Below are 17,824 nucleotides of genomic sequence, written 5' to 3' on the forward strand. Positions count from 1 at the left end.
GACTTCGATACTTAGACCGAAGCCAGCACACAATGGTCTCGTCTCTCATCCCTGCTCTTGTGCAGAGGCTCTCCACTCCGGTCAATCACTATTGCGGTAAGTTGTTTCCTGCCACCGCCTAAGAGCCAGCAGTCAGAAGCGATGTTGAGAGAAAGCGAAGAACAACTTCGCGCAGTCGTTGCGAATGCAGCCGACAGCATCATCACTGTTGATGAATTGGGTAATATAAACTCCCTAAATCCCGGAGCAGAAAAGCTATTTGGCTATCGAGAGGCGGATTTGATGGGAGAGAATATCCAAGTCTTGACTCCCTCGTCCTCTGGATCAGACGAAGCTTCGCTTGACCAGGCATTCCAAATGAAAGAGCAAACCCATTTGGGGAGTAGTCAAGAGGTGCTTGGGCAACGTCGCGACGGAACGACATTCCCGCTTGATATGACAGTTAGTGAAATGCTCTTGCATGGGCAGCGTTTTTTCACCGGAGTTATTCGAGACATCTCTACACGACGCCAAATGGAGACTACTTTACGCGCTAACGAAGCGCGCTTCCATCAACTCGCTGAAATGTCACCCATCGGCATCTATCTGACAGATGCGCACGGCCTTTACGTATACACGAACCAACGCTGGCAGCAGATCTCCGGCCTAACGTTTGAAGACAGTTTAGGAGCAAAGTGGACGAACGCAATAGCGCGGCAAGACTATGAATCGGTGGTGAACGCCTGGCAAACTGCAATCGCTAGCCAGCAAGATATCATCAAGCAAGAGTTCCATTTTCAACACCCTGACGGGGAACAACGTACAGTGACATCACATGCAATAGGGCTCTATTGGGAAGACAAGACGATCAGCGGTTATGTTGGTATTGTTGACGACATCACTCTGCGACGAAAAGCCGAAGCAATTCAACAACGCTACGCCACTGAATTAGAGCGGAGTAATAAAGAACTCGAACAATTTGCCTATGTGTCTTCCCACGATCTCCAAGAACCGCTCCGCATGGTAGCAAGTTATTGTCGATTACTCCAACGTCGCTACGCCGACAAGCTTGACCAAGACGCCAACGAATTTATTACCTATGCGGTTGAAGGGGCTACCCGCATGCAAGTATTGATTAACGACTTATTGGCCTATTCTCGCGTACGCCGTAAAGAGCGCACCATGAAGCAGGTTTCGTGTCAGCAGATATTGGAGCGCAGTCTTGTCAATTTACAGCAATCTATCCGTGAGAGTCAGGCAACGATCACTTCTGATCCATTGCCTGCGCTGATGGGTGATGAGACACAATTGCACCAGCTCTTCCAAAACCTCCTGAGCAATGCCATCAAATATCGTGGAGACGAGGCACCGCGCATTCATATAGGGATCGAACAACAGGAAAACGGCTGGCTCTTCAGCGTGCGCGACAACGGGATTGGTATCGCCCCACATTATCACGAGAGGATTTTTCAGATCTTCCAACGTCTACACGAGCGTGGCAAGTATCCAGGAACTGGGATCGGTTTGGCGATTTGCAGCAAAGTTGTCGAAATCCATGGTGGTCGCATTTGGGTAGACTCGATCGAAGGTAAAGGCTCGACCTTCTTCTTTACTCTTCCAAAAGTTCATTGAACGTAGAGACTTCGTGTCTTCATCTTCCCAGTAGTCATTCCTGTTGATTCTGCGGGGAGAGAGGCATCATTCCGGGGGGCAACGCGAGACCCGGAATCTAGAAAGCAAAAGCAATGGCCTGCACCCGATGCTCCTGGATGCCTGCCTGCGCGGGCAAGACGAAATTGACCCCGCAAATTCAGTGTGACTAGCTACTCAGTCTTCTCTCCGCAGATCGCAAAAAATAAGAGAAAAAAATAATGGAAAACACCTGTAGTTTCTCAATAAGTAATATTTTTTACTTATTTTATTGTATGCCATAATACTTATTCCACTATCCCCTTCTCTCTTCTTTCTTTCTCTCTCACCCGCCACTTCTTCGTCAAAAAAGAGCGAAAAAAGAGACAAGACCCTCGTCATCTACGGAGAATCGTGTTAAAGATCTATCAAGGGGGGGATCTTATAATACATACAATATGGGATCGATTTTCTCCTGTCTGGGGGTGCTATGGCGGAACAGCGGATGCCCATGAGTGGACGACCGGCGGAAATTCTCTTGGTGGAAGATAACCCAGGAGATGTCCGCCTCATACAAGAAGCGTTGAAGGACGGGAAGATTCTTAATAATCTACACGTCGCTGGCGACGGCGAGCAGGCGCTTGCTTTTCTGCGCCGCCAAGGACCGCATGCCCACGCCCCCACTCCCGATTTAGTCTTGCTTGATCTGAACTTACCGCGAAAAAATGGACGTGAGACGTTAGTGGAGATCAAGAATGATCCTACGCTTGCAACAGTCCCGATTGTGATTCTGACCAGTTCACAGGAAGATGCGGATACCCTGGCAAGCTACCAACTCCGCGCCAATTGCTACATTTCCAAACCTGTCGAATTCGAGCAGTTCGTAAAAGTTGTCCACTCGGTTGAAGATTTCTGGTTTTCTATCGTGCGCCTCCCCCAAGAAACCACGTAGATGGCAGTTGTCGAGAAAGGGAAAGAAAACGGACCAGGAGAAGACCTCTAGGAGAGACGAATGGCCGATGCGCGGACGTTGACACAAGAACCACTAGACGGAGCAGACCTAGCCGTTATGGACAGGAGGAGCAGCTCGACAGAAGACTCGTTACTCAACAGCCTCGCCGCAGGCCCAGGTCCAGGAACGCAGTCCTACATTGTTGGCATTGGCGCATCCGCTGGTGGCCTTGAGGCACTTGAGCAATTCTTCTCTACTATGAGCCCCAATAGTGGCCTCACCTTTGTGATTGTTCAGCACCTTTCCCCTGACTTCAAAAGTTTGATGGCAGAAATCCTTGCCCGCCGCACGCGCATTCCCATTACACGCGCAGAACACGGCATGGCGCTTCATCCGAATCATATTTACTTGAATACGCCACGTACCAATCTGATTGTGTCAGGACGAAAATTCGTTTTGCACGAACAAGAGGCGCGAACCACCTTACACTTACCCATCGACATGTTATTTCAATCTATTGCGCAAGATGTGGGAGATCATGCCATTGGTATCGTGTTATCCGGAACAGGAAGTGATGGCGCCCGCGGGGTGCGTGCCATTAAAGAAGTCGGAGGCTTGGTCATCGTTCAGAGCGAAGAAACCGCCAAGTTCGACGGGATGCCCCATAGCGCCGTCGCCACCGGAATGGCCGATTACATTCTCTCACCACAGGAAATACCAGCACGCCTCCTCGATTACATTCATCATCCATGGACGTTTGCTACCACCGCCCAAGAATCGCAACTTGTTACTGAGGAAGAGTGGCTGCCTCATATTTTTGCCCTCTTACACAAATACAGCAGCATTGACTTCTCCCAATACAAGTATTCGACGATTTTCCGACGTTTACAAAGGCGCATGGTGATTAACCATATCGAAACGTTCGCTGAGTATGTTATTCATTTGCAGAATTCACCCGAAGAAGTCAGCAAACTTGCAGAAGACCTGCTCATCAGCGTCACGCGGTTTTTCCGCGACCGTGAGGCCTTCTCTGTACTTGAGCGTGAAGTGATCCCCAAAATTGTTGCCAGCGCGACCCCTGAGGTTCCAATTCGCATTTGGGTTGCGGGGTGCGCTACCGGTGAAGAAGCCTATTCCATAGCGATACTCTTCCAGGAACAGATCGTACGCAGTAATCAAGCGCTCCGTGTCAAAATTTTTGCGACGGACGTAGATGACGCCGCCTTAGCGCAAGCAAGCGAAGGCGTATTCTCTGAAAGCATTGCGGTCGACATCTCGCCCCAACGACTCGCACAATTTTTCGTCAAGACAGGCACCCACTACGTTATTGATCGTCATATTCGTGAGATGATCTTGTTCACCACACACGACTTGACCACGAATCCGCCATTTACCAAAGTCGATCTTGTCAGTTGTCGCAATCTCTTAATTTACTTCGAGACGCAACTCCAACAGAAAGTACTTTCCCTTTTACATTTTGCCCTCAATCCCAAAGGCATCCTCTTTCTCGGACCAAGTGAATCCCTAGGCGCTCTCACTGAAGAGTTTTCTACTGTCGACAAGAAATGGAAGATCTCGCAAAAGCGCCGGCGCTCCCGGTTGCTCCTGTCTGCTCCTCTTGGACAACCGCAACGCGAGCACGCCTTTCGTTATACGTCGCTTCTTCCCGTGAGTAAGCGTTTGATCCCTCAGGATGTGACCATCCAACGCGCCTATAAAGCGTTGATTCACAGCTTTGCGCCACCCGCCGTGTTGGTGAATCAGGCGTCTGAAATCTTGCATGTCTTCGGAGACGCAGGAAAATTTCTGTCCATTCGGCCCGGCGAACCGAGCCTGAGTATCACGCAGTTAGTCCCACCAGACTTGGCGATTTCTCTCTCCACTGCCTTACACAAGGCCAGCAAGATTGCTGAGCCAGTTGTGTACAGGGATGTTCATGTTGGCCTCGGGAACGAAGTCCATACGATTGACCTTCGCGTCCAGGCTTTAGAAAAGGGCAATAGCGAAGAACTCTATCTGTTGGTGTTCTTTATTGAATCACCGTTGCCCACCACCGCCTCTTCGCTGAGCCACGATGCGCCTGATACTGGCAAATACCTGCTCCAACGCGTGACAGACCTTTAGCAAGATTTGCAGCTCAGCCGGGAAAATTTACAAGCCTCCATCGAAGAATTAGAAACGAGCAATGAAGAGTTGCAATCTACCAATGAAGAGCTCGAATCATCAAACGAAGAGCTACAAAGCACCAATGAAGAGCTACAGTCCGTAAACGAAGAGTTGTACACCGTTAATACTGAGTATCAGAAGAAAATCGTTGAACTCACTGAGTTGAATGATGACTTGGACAACTTTTTACACGGTACCAATATCGCGACACTATTCCTCGATCATGACCTGTGCATACGCAAATTCACGCCGGCAATGGCTGAGGTTGTTCAGCTCCTCCCTCATGACGTCGGACGCTCAATTGAACATTTCGCGACGCCGTTAGCCTATGAAGGCCTGAGCGCATTAGTCAAACAGGTGCAAGAAACCGGTAAGCTCCAAGAACATGAAGTACGCGGCCGCAAAGGTCAGTGGTTGATGATGCGCGTACTGCCGTACGAGACGAAGAACAAAGAGTTTGCTGGCGTGGTGATGACTTTTACCGATGTCTCGCGCATCAAGCAAAAGGAAGAAGAACTCTCGCAGTTTACCGCCAGTCTCGAACGCAGCAATCAAGACCTCCAGCAATTTGCCTATGTCGTCTCACATGATTTACAAGAGCCGTTGCGCATGGTGTCGAGTTACTGCCGCCTCTTGCAGGACCGCTATCGGGGCCAGTTGGACACCCACGGCAATGAATTTCTTGCCTATGCTATGGATGGGGCGACACGCATGCAGGGGTTAATCGACGGGTTGCTTTCCTATTCACGGATTCATTCACGCGGGAAGCCGCTGATTGCCGTGGCCTGCGCCATTGTCGTGCAGCAGGCTCTGAGCAATCTCAAAGTCGCCATTGAAGAAGCACGCGCCACCATTACCATGGATACACTGCCAACCGTTAGAGGCGATGCGGCGCAGCTGTTGCAATTGTTTCAAAACCTGTTGAGCAACGCGATTAAATTCCGTGGGCACGCGTCACCTGTGGTGCATATCGACGCGATGCAACACAATGACATGTGGCGTTTTGCTATTCGTGATAATGGCATTGGCATATCACAGACGGACACCACTGATATTTTTGGGATCTTTCGCCGTTTACATACACGCCAAGAGTATGCTGGCTCAGGGTTGGGGCTCGCGATGTGCAAACGCATAGTCGAGCGTCACGAGGGAAAGATCTGGGTGGAGTCCCACGTAGGGCAAGGGTCAACTTTCTTCTTTACACTGCCGGCAGACCATGTTGCAGAACAGTCGCCAAGCGCACATCCAGCGGAACCCAACGATACACGAAACTCGTAACATCACGTGCAGGACACGCATGGAAATCGATCTATGATGACAACTCCTGGTCAACCGCTCCGCATTCTCATGATCGAAGATACGGTCGGGGATGCACAATTTTTCAGGCAAACCTTGGGAGCGGAAGCGGTTGCTATCGAGATCGATGTCCACGAACGTTTAGCGACAGGCCTCCAAGCTCTCAAAACTCGCCCGTATGATATTGTCTTGTTAGACCTGCATTTGCCGGAGAGTCAAGGCGTGCAAACGTTCATCACGCTGCGTGAACAAGCGCCAGAAGTACCTATCGTTGTTATGACTAGTACAACCGATGAAGCAATTGAGACGCAAGCGATCCAGCTCGGAGCACAAGACTATTTTCTCAAATGGCAACTCAGCGGAAAGTTGTTACTGCGCTACATCGGCTATGCGATTGATCGCCATCGTCTGCTCCGGGAAGTTGTCCACAGCAGAGAAGAACGCATCCAGCAGCTCGAAAACGAACTGCTGACGTTAACGCACCTCACGACCTATGATGTTCCCATCACGAGACTCGTTTTGGGGCAAACTTCAATAGCAGAGCGCCATCCTGAAATTTGGGGCAACTTGCACGGACAGTACAGTGCCATTTTAGAACGCACCTTGGAAGCTCACGTGTTCAAGATCACCTACGACCATTCCACACCGCTCCGCGCTATAGCAGAGCAATTGGGGACCCTCGTTGCTGGGCCGCGTGATGTTATTGCGCTGCATACGGATGTCTTACAGGAAAAAACAAAGGGCGTCGCGGCACCCAAGACCAATGCCTACCTCCAAGAGGGACGCATGTTAGTCTTGCAGCTCATGGGCTACCTCGCCTCATACTACCGCATTCGTGCGTTTGGCGCTGGCCAACAACAGGCACCTCCGGACGCAAAAGGATAAAGAGAAGCGTGGGAAAATATATCTTAAAACTGTACATCGCTGGACTGACCGGGCGTTCTGAGTGCGCCCTCACCAATCTTCGTCGTATTTGCGACGAGAAGCTCGCAGACACCTACGAACTGACGGTGATCGATGTGCTCGAACATCCACAACTCGCCGAAGACAACAAGATTCTTGCAACGCCAACTCTTGTCAAAGAAGAACCGTTACCGCCACGGCGCATGATTGGAGATCTGTCAGACGAAGATTTAGTTGTGGCGGGATTGAGCATATTACACTGATCGCGAACGACAAAAGGAAGGAATAGGGGAGAGATAACGAATGGGAGCAGGGACGCTGGCCGCTATTGGCAAATTGAAAACATATATTCCTGGGTTTGACCTCGTTGCGCACGGAGGCTTACCGAAAGATCGAACGACTCTGATCGTTGGTACCGCCGGCAGTGCGAAAACCACCTTTGCCGCGCAGTTTCTCGCAGCAGGGATTACGCATGCCGATGAGTCTGGGGTGTTCGTGACCTTTGAAGAAAGCCCTACCGACGTGCGACGCAATGTTGCCGGTCTTGGCTGGCACATCGAAGCGTGGGAAAAGCAAAAAAAGTGGGCCTTCGTTGATGCCTCTCCACAACCACTGGAAGATGTACAGCTCAATGGCCAATATGACTTGGGCGCTCTGCTTGCCAGAGTGGAACACGCCATTCACCAGGTCAACGCCAAGCGCGTGTCGATCGATGCCATCGGCTCACTCCTGCTCCGCCTGCCGCATGTCGCCCTCATACGCAGTGAATTGCTCCGCTTATTTGCAGGTTTGCGCTTACTCGAAGTGACGACGCTGTTGACCACCGAGCGTGTCAACGATCACGGCGAACTCACACGGCATGGCGTCGAAGAGTTTGTCGCAGATAATGTCATCATTTTTCGCAATGCCTTAGAAGACGAAAAGCGACGGCGAACGATGGAAATTCTCAAGTTTCGCGGGACAACGCATATCCGCGGCGAAGTCCCGTTTACCATCAATCCTCAACAGGGGGTGGTCCTTCTTCCCCTTACCGACTTACAGCTCAAACAACGCTCGTCGGTAACGCGCATTACGGCTGGCAATGTCGAGATTGATGCCATGTGTGGCGGTGGATTCTTTCGCGATTCCATTGTCTTGGTGTCTGGTGCCACCGGCACTGGCAAGACGTTACTCACCACGCAATTTCTTGCTGGTGGTATTCGCCAGGGCGAGCGATGTCTCCTGTTAGCATTTGAGGAAAGCCGCGAGCAACTGTTTCGCAATGCACAGGGGTGGGGAATCGACTTTGAGAAGATGGAAGAAGAAGGATCACTCAGAGTGATTTGCGAATATCCCGAGGTCGCAAGCCTTGAAGATCATCTGCTGCGCATGAAAACCGAAGTCGAGGAGTTCAAACCACACCGGCTGACAATCGACAGCCTATCGGCCTTAGAGCGGATCTCCACGGAAAAAGGCTTTCGCGAGTTTGTCATTGATTTCACCTCATTCGTTAAACATCGCGAAATCGCCGGCGTGTTTACCGCAACGACCCCCACGTTAATGGGCGGAATCTCTTCCACCGAGGCGCATATCTCCACCCTCACTGACTCCATCATCCTGCTACGCTACATCGAAATTTATGGTGAAATGCGGCGTGGTATTACTATCTTAAAGATGCGTGGCTCGACCCATGGGAAAGAAATTCGCGAGTTTACTATCGACGGTCGAGGCATGCACATTGGCCAGGCCTTTCGTAATGTCACAGGAATCATCTCCGGCAATCCGGTGTACCTCGCAGCCAATGAAATCAACCAGTTAGAAACATTATTCAAAGAAGACCAACCGTAACCAGCCCCCTTAAGTGCCGACTCACTCTTCTTATCCTCTACTCACTTCTAGGTAGAGAATCGAGATTATTCAGGTAGAGGATAAAAACTGGAAAAATTTTCACTATAATCGATAAAGAACCGAAGTGGGATAAAAGAAAACTCGTCTATCGTGTTCTTTCGCGGGTGAAATAAGGTCAGAAACAGAAGTCTGAGTCATAGTGCACTTATTTTTGTCGTAAGGGGGATCTGTGGAATTAGTGAATTACGGAAACAATGCATGCGCCAACACCCAAACTTTGGTCGTGAATGAAGCACGGTTTCGCACTATTATTACCCACAGTACTGAAGGTCTTCTTGTCATTAATCGAGAAGGGATTGTTCGCTTCGCCAATCCCACCGCAGAAACCCTTCTCGACCGTCCCCTTGGTCAGCTCATCGGCCATTGGTTTGGCTTCCCTGTGACCTCGGACAGCGCGACGGAAATTGATGTTGTTCTTCGCGACGGGACGGTTCGTACCGTCGCGATGCTCGTGACCTACATAGAATGGGACGGCGAGGGAGCAACGTTGGTCTCCCTTCGCGACGCGACCACAGGCAAACAAATTCGCTGTGACTTGCAACGTGCTAAGGATACGGCAGAAGCAGCAGATAAAGCAAAAAGTGAGTTCTTGACGATGATGTCACACGAGCTGCGCACGCCGTTGAACATTGCCATCGGCTATATCGAGTTACTATTAGACGATGCCTTTGGAACAGTCTCGACAGAGCAAATCGAACCCTTACAACGAGTTCGTCGGAGTGTCCATGAACTCAATGAAATTGTTTCTTCGATCCTTGATCTGAGCCGGCTCGAAGCGGGTCAGTTACCAATGTGTACCGGTGAGGTGTCCATTGCTGAACTCGTAACGTCGATCCGGCATGAAGTCCAGCCTTTAGAGGACCGCAAGAGCGCTGTTGCTTTCCATTGGAACATTGAGGATCTGCCGCTGCTATACACAGATAAAAACAAGCTAAAAGTGATTGTTAAAAACCTCATCACGAATGCCTTCAAGTTTACCTGTGAGGGCTCGATTACTATTACTGCCCAGCGCATCGATAATGAAGTCGAGTTCCGTGTCACAGACACTGGGATTGGTATTCCACGCAAACATTTGACGGACATTTTTGAAAAATTCCGGCGGGTCCACGACATCTCAAAAGACGCCTACGGAGGCACTGGGATTGGCCTCTATACGGTCAAACACCTCAGTGAATTCCTTGGTGGCTCAGTTTTTGTCGAAAGTGAAGTGGGCCGCGGCTCAACGTTTCGGGTTCGCATACCTCTGTAGTCAGCAGGAAAACATGCACCGCCCTACAAATGATACGATACTGAGGCCCAACTCTGCTTGATCAAACCGAGGTAAGATCTATTCACCAGGAAGCCGCTGATCTCAGCCTTGAGTAGAAAACACAGCAACTTCACGCTCGGCCATATTGGGCCAGAGTGCCGCTTGGACGGATACGACAACCTAACTTTCATTCCATATATACCCGCGTCCTCTCATCTCGCGGGTGCCGTTATTCCTTCCGCCACACAGTCGATGGAGTTTTTGTTCCCAACCACCACCAACCCCTGTCTCCTTGACCCATTTGCAGCGGTTCGTTAGGTTCGCCCGAGGAGGAGCATCCATGCGATCCTATCTTGCTGCCGCTGTGCAAATGACCGCCTCATCCTCGAAAGAAGAGAACCTGGCAAAGGCCGAGACGTTTGTTCGACTCGCGGCTGAGCGTGGTGCCTCACTCGTTGTCCTCCCCGAAGTATTTTCGTGGCGGGGCCCGAAGGGGACAGGCGCTCAACAAGCAGAGGGCATTCCTGGTCCAACCTCTGATCGCTTAAGCTCATTGGCCTGTCAACATCGTATTCACCTGGTTGCCGGGTCGTTTCTTGAACGGTCTGACGAACCGCGCTCACACAACACCAGCCTGCTGTTCAATCCGCAGGGAGAAATTCTCGCGTGCTATCGCAAGATCCATCTCTTCGACATTGATATTCCTGGACAAGTGACCGCCAAAGAATCCGAGTCGATGAAACCAGGGGCAGAGGTTGTCACGCAAGAGACCGCGCTCGGCACGTTTGGACTCTCTGTGTGTTACGACCTACGCTTTCCTGAACTGTATCGTCAACTGGCGCAACGAGGGGCAGAGGTATTGTTTGTTCCAGCGGCGTTCACGTTCCCAACCGGTGCAGCCCACTGGGAACCGTTGCTCCGTGCCCGGGCAATTGAGAATCAAGCATACGTGATTGCGCCAAATCAGATTGGCAAGAATGTCTATGGCTATGCTGACTATGGCAACTCGATGATTATCGATCCGTGGGGAAAAATCATTGCACGCGCGCCAGACAAAGAATGTATTATCACTGCTGAGATTGATCGTGATTATCTTGAGAAAGTAAGGAGAGAGTTGCCATGCCTAGCGCATCGGCGGCTGTAGCCCCAGCCCCAATCAAAGCCTTTTTTCGTGTCGTGACCTCAGCAGAGGCACGCGAACAGCTTGCTGCCTTTGCTCCTAAAACTAGTAGTGAAACGATTGCTGTCGTTGAGGCCTGTGGACGCGTACTGGCGAAAGCCCTCACCTCTCCGACTGATTCTCCACATTTTCATCGCACCAACATGGATGGCTACGCTGTCCGTGCCAAAGATACGTTCGGTGCGTCCGCTAGCCTGCCGATGTACCTCAAACTGGTCGGCAATATCGAGATGGGCAAAGAGGCCAAGCGCCCACTCAAAAAAGGCGAAACCATGCGCATCGCCACTGGCGGGATGCTGCCGCCTGGAGCCGACTCGATGGTAATGGTCGAGTACACCGAAGAAATGGGTGACGGCACAATTGAGGTGCAACGCAGTGCCTCACCATGGGAAAATATCTTGCGGGTTGGTGAAGACATCAAAAAAGGTGCGTCGATCTTCTCTGCGGGTCGGCGATTGCGGGCACATGACGTTGGGGCGCTTACTGGCGTCGGGTTAACGAAAGTCCCGGTCTATCGTCGTCCCACAGTGGCGTTGATCTCAACCGGTGATGAAATTGTCGCTCCTGAGCAAACGCCGAAACCTGGACAGATTCGCAATATCAATCAATATTCGCTACGAGCCATGATCGCCGAAGCAGGTGGCGCAACCATCGACCTTGGTGTTGTCAAGGATGACCGCGTTGCCTTCGAGAAAGCGATGGCCCAGGCGCTCAAAGTAGCGGATGTTGTAGTGATCTCTGGTGGCAGTTCGGTCGGCATCAAAGATATGACGGTCGACATTATTTGCTCATTCCCCAAGTCAGAGATGTTCTTTCACGGCATTTCGATTGCGCCAGGAAAACCGACGATCTTCGCGAAAGCGGCAGGAAAGCCAGTGATGGGACTGCCAGGGCATCCGGTATCGGCACTGGTGGTGTTTGCGCTATTTGGTGCGCCACTGCTGCGCATGATGGGTGGAGAATCAGTCGAGCAAGCGTTCGCTCCGCTTCGTACAACCCGTGCACGACTGACACAAAACGTTGCCTCGGCCCCTGGTCGTGAGGATTATGTCCGTGTCACTTTGGAAATACAAAACGGTTCGCTTCTCGCCCGCCCCCTGCCCGGCAAATCCGGAGCAGTCTTCAGCCTCGTTCAAGCTGATGGCATGTTTTGTATTCCGCATAGCGAAGAGGGGAAGGAGACGGGGGAAGAGGTGGAGGTCATTCTCTTCTAACGCGTAAAACGTACTACGTAACTATGAGAATAAAACGTAATGCGTAATACGTAACCACCCCGCCCTTCCCTTTTTACGGATCACGGATTACGGATTACGTTGCTGCCTATGAACAGTCACTCTGCACATACACACACTCATTCCGACCGCAAACGCTACCTCAAAAAGAAACCCCTCACCGAAGCGTTAGCCGTCTTCTTAGAAGCAACCACACCGCCAAAGAAAATCGAGCGGGTCGCGGTAGAAGACGCTCTACATCGAACGACAGCAGGGCCCATCTTTGCTGTCCTGTCGGCGCCGCATTATCACGGTGCAGCGATGGACGGCATCGCGGTACGCGCGGAAGATACGTTTGGCGCAAGTGAGTTCACGGCAGTTACATTAAAGTCGGTAAGCAAGAAAAATGGTCGTGCGGCCACCAACGGTGAAGCGATCTTTCAATATGTTGACACAGGCAACGCGTTACCGCCGTGGGCGAACGCCGTCGTCATGATCGAGCGGGTGTTCAAGAAAAGTGACGAGGAAGTCGAGATTCGCGATGCGGCGACCCCGTGGCAACACGTGCGCCTAGTTGGTGAAGATATCGTCGCGACTGAGCCGTTGTTGCCCCGAGGTCACAAATTGCGACCTTATGATATTGGTGCGTTACTCGCCGCTGGGCTGACCAAAATTCCGGTTGTCTCCAAGCCCACGGTTGGCATTATCCCTACGGGCTCAGAACTGATTGAGCCTGGTGATCCAGCCAAACCGGGCCGCATTATTGAATTCAATTCGCGTGTCACTGCAGCCTTCGTCGAAGAGTGGGAAGGCGAACCGCATCGTTTGCCGCGCGTGATCGATGATCTCCCGACTATCACCAAAGCTCTCAACAGTGCCGTCAGAGCACATGATATTGTCGTTATCATCGCTGGCTCGTCTGCGGGTGAACATGACTTCACTGTGCGTGCGTTGGAATCACTCGGTGAAGTATTGGTACATGGTATCGACGTCATGCCCGGTAAACCAGCGATTCTCGCGCGCATTAATGGCAAACCGGTGATTGGCCTGCCTGGGTATCCAGTATCAGCCGTGGTGATTTGCCAACAAATTCTCCGTCCGTTGATCGCTCACTTTCTTGGCCGCCCGGCAGAAGAACCGCAGAAAGTCAAAGCGCTGCTACCACGCAAAGTTCCTTCTCGCCTTGGCCTCGAAGAGTTCGTACGCGTAAGTCTGGGAAAAGTCGGCGATCATGTGATCGCCAATCCCTTAGGCCGTGGTGCTGGCGTAATTACAACGATGGTCAAAGCTGACGGTGTGCTGCGCATTCCTTCACTCGACGAAGGGTTAAATGCTGGGCAAGAGGTTGGAGTAGAATTGCTTCGACCAGCCGAAGAAATCGGCAACACCATCCTTTTCACCGGTAGCAATGATCTCACTGTTGGTGTGCTCGACGACCAGCTACGAGCGCAATATCCAGGATTAAAAATCTCCGCCAGCAACGTCGGCTCACTCGGTGGTCTCGTGGCAATCAAACGTGAGGAAGCCCACATCATTGGCACTCACCTGCTCGATCCTGCAACTGGAGCATACAATCTCCCCGACCTCAAAAAGCAACAACTGCTCTCCAAAGTCGTCGTGATGAATTTAGTCATCCGCGAGCAAGGATTGATTGTCGCCAAAGGCAACCCCAAGAAAATTAAAGGCATCAAAGACCTTGCCCGCAAAGACGTCACGTTCGTCAATCGTCAACCCGGTTCCGGCACGCGCGTGCTGCTCGATTACAAACTCAGCAAACTCAAAATCAAGCCAGAACAGATTCAAGGCTACGAACGTGAAGATACCACCCACATGGCCGTTGCCGTTGCCGTCGCCAGTGGACTCGTCGATACCGGCCTAGGCATCAAGTCCGCCGCCAAAGCACTCAATCTCGACTTCGTCCCTGTCGAACGCGAAGAGTACGACCTCGTCTTCCTCAAAGACTTCTACCACAGCGACATGGGGCAAAAGCTTGTCAACGTCATTCGCTCCGATGCGTTCAAACAGACAGTGATGGCATTGGATGGATATGATACGAAGAAGACGGGGACGGTAAATAAGACATAAGAAGAGATGCAAATCTGTGGATATTATCTTCTCTCATACAAGAACCTGGATCGACTACGATCAAGAGGCAGATGTTCTTTACATGAGTTTCAAGCGCCCGCAAAAGGCCACTGATTCTGAATTTCTCCATGATAAAGGAATCTTGTTGCGCTATCGCGGTAAGGAACTCGTAGGAATCACGATTTTGGAAGCATCCAAGCATAAAAAGCTTAAAACAAAGTCATGAGCGACTTTCCTCAAAATACTTTCAAAATACCAGAAGTGGCGGATACTTTACCTACCCGTATTACGTATGACCCAGACGGAGATATTTTGCACGTCACTTTTGGGCAGCCAACAACAGCAACCGGCTATCAACTCTCTGATCAGCTCTTACTGCGCGTTTCACCACAATCAAAAACGGCGACTGGGCTCACCATTTTTAATTATTCGATTCATACGCGTACCGCACTTGAGTTGCCACTTCCAGGTCTTGAAGAGGTTGACGAGGACAAGCCTACGATTCTACAAATTCTTCATTCTCCTCCGGTCACTCATTTTCTCCATGTCACCGAAGGTTCAATAGGATTCACCGCCACGCTCCTTCATCCTTCGTTACAAGAAGCAGTCGCTGGGTAGAGTTCGGATCGATCCATTTTCTTACGACGCTTTGACCAAATTCTTCCGTGCCCACTCGCGTACATTACGCCGCCACACGGTTGGCTGCATCTGCGAGTTTTCTTTGACGAACTGACTCAAGGCTTCGCTGGTTACGCCTGGTAATGCTGTGCTCTCTTCCATCTCTTCATATCCCTCACCTGTCAGTTTTAAGATGATGACCCGTTCATCGTCGTAACGCCACACCTCTGGAATCTCGAGCGTCGCAAACAGAGGCAGCTTGTTCAACGAGGGATGAAAGATGTCGATCTCAATGACCAAATCTGGTGGCGGGTCAACGGAAAGACGAATCTCGCGTTTTCCTCTCACCTGAGCTTCCCGCTGAATGTAGAAACAAGCGTCCGGCTCAAAACCCCGGTCCAGGTCTGCTCGTCGAAACGTGGTCGAACCAAATCCTCGCACATCAATGTTGAGTTCTTCAGCGAGAATTTCCACTAACTCCTCTAGCACGTGTTTGAGTGTCTCGTGTTCAGCAGAGAGGACCATAATTTCCAGCCTCCCCCGGTCGTAGGTGAAGTGAGTACCGCTACTCTCAGTATGTTCAGTAAGTAAACGCTCATACGTCTCCCAACTGACGCCTTTCAGAATGACACACTGATTGGCCTCCGGTCGGGACGGGTGAGGTACGACAGGGAGAGTTGTTTCACTTTGTGTCTGCATACCTATTCCTTGTACTCCCGTGGAAGTCGCGTGCCTAGCACCAAAGACCCCATCAGCCTTCTTCCTTCAACAGACTGTGAGGATCAGGCTTTTTGCCTTAGGTTTTCTATAACGTCTCTCCACGTCTTGACGTCAAGCTCTTCCCTCAGCCCTGTCCCCAAACGCAGGATGAAATCGAGCAACGCCCATAGCTGTCGTCTGTTGAGGTCGAAAGCCGAGGTTGAGTTTACTTGCCTTTCTCACTACTTTATTCGTGTTGATTTGTAAGGGTTTCCTCTCAACAAACTGAAACATCATGAGTCTCTCGTTTTGCCAATCCTGGAGGATTTTTCTAGACGTTCGGATTTTCCTCTTCTGTTCTTACCTATATCGATCCTCAAAGTATTAAGGTGGAGACCCTCCCTAATATCCCCAAGAGCCAGCAATACCTGTACCGTGCTGAGGATCTACAGACACTGCTTATTGAAGAGCCCTATATTCGCTTCAAGATAAAAGAGTGGAATACTGTAACTTTCATGAAATTTCCTGCTTTTGTAGTCGCTGCCTTCGATCGTATAGATTCTTAGTTGGGTAGTTTCTCTTTTAATAAGATAGAGGTTCCATGATCGACTTCACACCGCCAGCATACGTACAAACTACTGTCAGTGACATTCATCGCTTCATCAACGATGAACTCAAACCAATCGAACGTGACCTCGCCGAGCATCTCACGAACGAGCATTTGTACCTGCGCGAAGACGGACGCTTAGCACCGGAAGTCCTGGCTGCGCAACGTGCGATTCGCAAGAAGTCTGCCGATCGTGGCCTGTATGCACTGCACATGCCTAAGGAAGTCGGTGGCGGTGGGTTCAGCTTGACGGATATGTTCTTCATCCACGAAGCTGTGTATCAGCACGGCATCGGCGTCACGCAGTGGATGCTGTCGTGGACCGAGGGGCCGAATCAGATGCTGATGTTTCTCACTGATGAGCAGAAGCAGAAGTATCTTGGCCCACTGGTGCGGGGAGAGAAAACTGCGGCGTATGCAATCACTGAGTATCGTGGTGGGTCGGATGTCCTGGGTATGGAAACTCGTGCGCAGCGGCAAGGTGATGAGTGGATTATCAACGGCACCAAAGCCTATATCACCAACGCGCAGTACGCAGAGCTGATTATTGTCTGCGCTATGACTGACCCTAGCAAACGCGGAGAAGGCGGGAGTGCGTTCATAGTTGAGAACGATGCTCCGGGACTGCATATCGGTCGCACCTATCGCACGATCATGGACGACGGCATGACCGGCGAGCTGATTTTCGATAATTGTCGTACTCCGCATAACAGCATGTGGGGAAACGAGGGCGAAGGCTTTTATCTCAGCATGGGCATGATCAACTGGATTCGCGTGCGGCGCGGCGGTATGTGCACTGGACTTGGACAGTATCTGCTCGATCGCTGTACGTCCTATATTAAGAATCGCCAGGCGTTTGGCGGCCCACTCAGCCGCTTTCAGGCGTTGCAGTGGATGATTGTCGATTCGTATCTCGACGTCCAAGCCATGAAGAGCATGTCGTTACAATGCTTATGGCAGGCAGACCAGGGCAATTTGTGGACGCTTAAAGTCGATCCACAGCTTGTGCAGGTTGTATGCTCACTCAAAGTGTTCTGCGATGAAGCGTTGTATCGTGTCGCTGACCGCGCGGTTCAGTTGCATGGCGCGCATGGACTGATGAAAGAATCGGGGATCGAGAAGATTTTTCGTATCGCCCGCAATCTGCGTATTCCTGGTGGGACGGATGAAATTCAGCGGGTGAATATTGCGAAAGCGTTGGGGCTTTAGAGCAACTTTCTAGGAATTGTCCTTAGTCATTACCCTCACCCGCTCTCGCTACGCTCGATCTTCCCTCTCCCTGGCAGGGCAATGACATTAAGTTTACGCGAGTATCCGTTTGCCATATTTCGCGAACCGCAGTCGATGGGCCGCCGAGCGTTTG

At 51.1% G+C, this 17,824-nt stretch carries 15 protein-coding genes; 14 read left to right on the plus strand and 1 reads right to left on the minus strand.

Features of this window, described 5'->3' with window-relative positions; genetic code table 11:
* The first annotated feature begins 141 nt into the window (after positions 1 to 141).
* The 13 genes from FJ147_20525 (at position 142) to FJ147_20585 (ending at position 15,155) form a co-directional block, all read left to right on the plus strand.
* Positions 142 to 1,611 (plus strand): PAS domain S-box protein, encoded by a 1,470-nt coding sequence (locus FJ147_20525; GenBank protein MBM4258267.1) that lies wholly within the window; start codon positions 142 to 144, stop codon positions 1,609 to 1,611.
* Between the two features lie 487 nt (positions 1,612 to 2,098).
* Positions 2,099 to 2,560, plus strand: coding sequence for a response regulator (locus tag FJ147_20530; GenBank protein ID MBM4258268.1), 462 nt, complete (start codon positions 2,099 to 2,101; stop codon positions 2,558 to 2,560).
* Positions 2,561 to 2,620: 60 nt separating this feature from the next.
* The gene (locus tag FJ147_20535) at positions 2,621 to 4,684 is read left to right on the plus strand and encodes a hypothetical protein (GenBank protein ID MBM4258269.1); all 2,064 of its coding nucleotides are present in this window, start codon (positions 2,621 to 2,623) and stop codon (positions 4,682 to 4,684) included.
* A 6-nt stretch (positions 4,685 to 4,690) separates the two neighbouring features.
* On the plus strand, positions 4,691 to 6,004 hold the full coding sequence (locus FJ147_20540; protein MBM4258270.1) for a hypothetical protein: 1,314 nt from the start codon (positions 4,691 to 4,693) through the stop codon (positions 6,002 to 6,004).
* Between the two features lie 33 nt (positions 6,005 to 6,037).
* The gene (locus tag FJ147_20545) at positions 6,038 to 6,907 is read left to right on the plus strand and encodes a response regulator (protein ID MBM4258271.1); all 870 of its coding nucleotides are present in this window, start codon (positions 6,038 to 6,040) and stop codon (positions 6,905 to 6,907) included.
* A gap of 8 nt (positions 6,908 to 6,915) precedes the next feature.
* Entirely contained in the window at positions 6,916 to 7,188 is a 273-nt protein-coding gene (locus FJ147_20550; GenBank protein MBM4258272.1) for a circadian clock protein KaiB, read from the plus strand.
* A gap of 40 nt (positions 7,189 to 7,228) precedes the next feature.
* The gene (gene kaiC, locus FJ147_20555) at positions 7,229 to 8,752 is read left to right on the plus strand and encodes a circadian clock protein KaiC (GenBank protein MBM4258273.1); all 1,524 of its coding nucleotides are present in this window, start codon (positions 7,229 to 7,231) and stop codon (positions 8,750 to 8,752) included.
* A 229-nt stretch (positions 8,753 to 8,981) separates the two neighbouring features.
* The gene (locus tag FJ147_20560; protein MBM4258274.1) at positions 8,982 to 10,061 is read left to right on the plus strand and encodes a PAS domain-containing protein; all 1,080 of its coding nucleotides are present in this window, start codon (positions 8,982 to 8,984) and stop codon (positions 10,059 to 10,061) included.
* A 340-nt stretch (positions 10,062 to 10,401) separates the two neighbouring features.
* Entirely contained in the window at positions 10,402 to 11,205 is an 804-nt protein-coding gene (locus FJ147_20565; GenBank protein MBM4258275.1) for a carbon-nitrogen hydrolase family protein, read from the plus strand.
* Positions 11,181 to 12,455 carry a molybdopterin molybdotransferase MoeA gene (locus FJ147_20570; protein ID MBM4258276.1) on the plus strand — a complete coding sequence of 425 codons (1,275 nt, stop codon included), beginning with the start codon at positions 11,181 to 11,183 and terminating at the stop codon, positions 12,453 to 12,455. Before FJ147_20565 ends, FJ147_20570 begins: the two co-directional genes overlap by 25 nt.
* Before the next feature lie 108 nt (positions 12,456 to 12,563).
* Complete coding sequence (locus tag FJ147_20575; GenBank protein ID MBM4258277.1) at positions 12,564 to 14,537, plus strand: molybdopterin biosynthesis protein; 1,974 nt, start codon at positions 12,564 to 12,566, stop codon at positions 14,535 to 14,537.
* Positions 14,538 to 14,619: 82 nt separating this feature from the next.
* Positions 14,620 to 14,763, plus strand: coding sequence for a hypothetical protein (locus tag FJ147_20580; GenBank protein ID MBM4258278.1), 144 nt, complete (start codon positions 14,620 to 14,622; stop codon positions 14,761 to 14,763).
* Entirely contained in the window at positions 14,760 to 15,155 is a 396-nt protein-coding gene (locus tag FJ147_20585; GenBank protein MBM4258279.1) for a DUF2283 domain-containing protein, read from the plus strand. The genes FJ147_20580 and FJ147_20585 overlap by 4 nt, the downstream gene beginning before the upstream one ends.
* A 21-nt stretch (positions 15,156 to 15,176) precedes the next feature.
* Here FJ147_20585 and FJ147_20590 read toward each other — a convergent pair whose 3' ends face one another.
* Positions 15,177 to 15,854 (minus strand): Uma2 family endonuclease, encoded by a 678-nt coding sequence (locus FJ147_20590; GenBank protein MBM4258280.1) that lies wholly within the window; start codon positions 15,852 to 15,854, stop codon positions 15,177 to 15,179.
* A gap of 601 nt (positions 15,855 to 16,455) precedes the next feature.
* On the opposite strand from FJ147_20590, the gene FJ147_20595 reads away from it, so the two are divergent.
* Positions 16,456 to 17,670: an acyl-CoA dehydrogenase family protein gene (locus FJ147_20595; GenBank protein MBM4258281.1), complete on the plus strand. Its 1,215-nt coding sequence runs from the start codon at positions 16,456 to 16,458 to the stop codon at positions 17,668 to 17,670.
* Positions 17,671 to 17,824 lie beyond the last annotated feature (154 nt).

Source organism: Deltaproteobacteria bacterium (genome assembly GCA_016874775.1).
Taxonomy (GTDB): domain Bacteria; phylum Desulfobacterota; class Binatia; order Bin18; family Bin18; genus VGTJ01.

Bases quoted from the DNA above. Each gene is read 5' to 3' on its own strand.
- FJ147_20525 (MBM4258267.1), top strand. From the start codon at position 142: ATGTTGAGAGAAAGCGAAGAACAACTTCGCGCAGTCGTTGCGAATGCA.
- FJ147_20530 (MBM4258268.1), top strand. From the start codon at position 2,099: ATGGCGGAACAGCGGATGCCCATGAGTGGACGACCGGCGGAAATTCTC.
- FJ147_20535 (MBM4258269.1), top strand. From the start codon at position 2,621: ATGGCCGATGCGCGGACGTTGACACAAGAACCACTAGACGGAGCAGAC.
- FJ147_20545 (MBM4258271.1), top strand. From the start codon at position 6,038: ATGATGACAACTCCTGGTCAACCGCTCCGCATTCTCATGATCGAAGAT.
- kaiC (MBM4258273.1), top strand. From the start codon at position 7,229: ATGGGAGCAGGGACGCTGGCCGCTATTGGCAAATTGAAAACATATATT.
- FJ147_20565 (MBM4258275.1), top strand. From the start codon at position 10,402: ATGCGATCCTATCTTGCTGCCGCTGTGCAAATGACCGCCTCATCCTCG.
- FJ147_20570 (MBM4258276.1), top strand. From the start codon at position 11,181: ATGCCTAGCGCATCGGCGGCTGTAGCCCCAGCCCCAATCAAAGCCTTT.
- FJ147_20575 (MBM4258277.1), top strand. From the start codon at position 12,564: ATGAACAGTCACTCTGCACATACACACACTCATTCCGACCGCAAACGC.
- FJ147_20580 (MBM4258278.1), top strand. From the start codon at position 14,620: ATGAGTTTCAAGCGCCCGCAAAAGGCCACTGATTCTGAATTTCTCCAT.
- FJ147_20585 (MBM4258279.1), top strand. From the start codon at position 14,760: ATGAGCGACTTTCCTCAAAATACTTTCAAAATACCAGAAGTGGCGGAT.
- FJ147_20590 (MBM4258280.1), bottom strand. From the start codon at position 15,854: ATGCAGACACAAAGTGAAACAACTCTCCCTGTCGTACCTCACCCGTCC.
- FJ147_20595 (MBM4258281.1), top strand. From the start codon at position 16,456: ATGATCGACTTCACACCGCCAGCATACGTACAAACTACTGTCAGTGAC.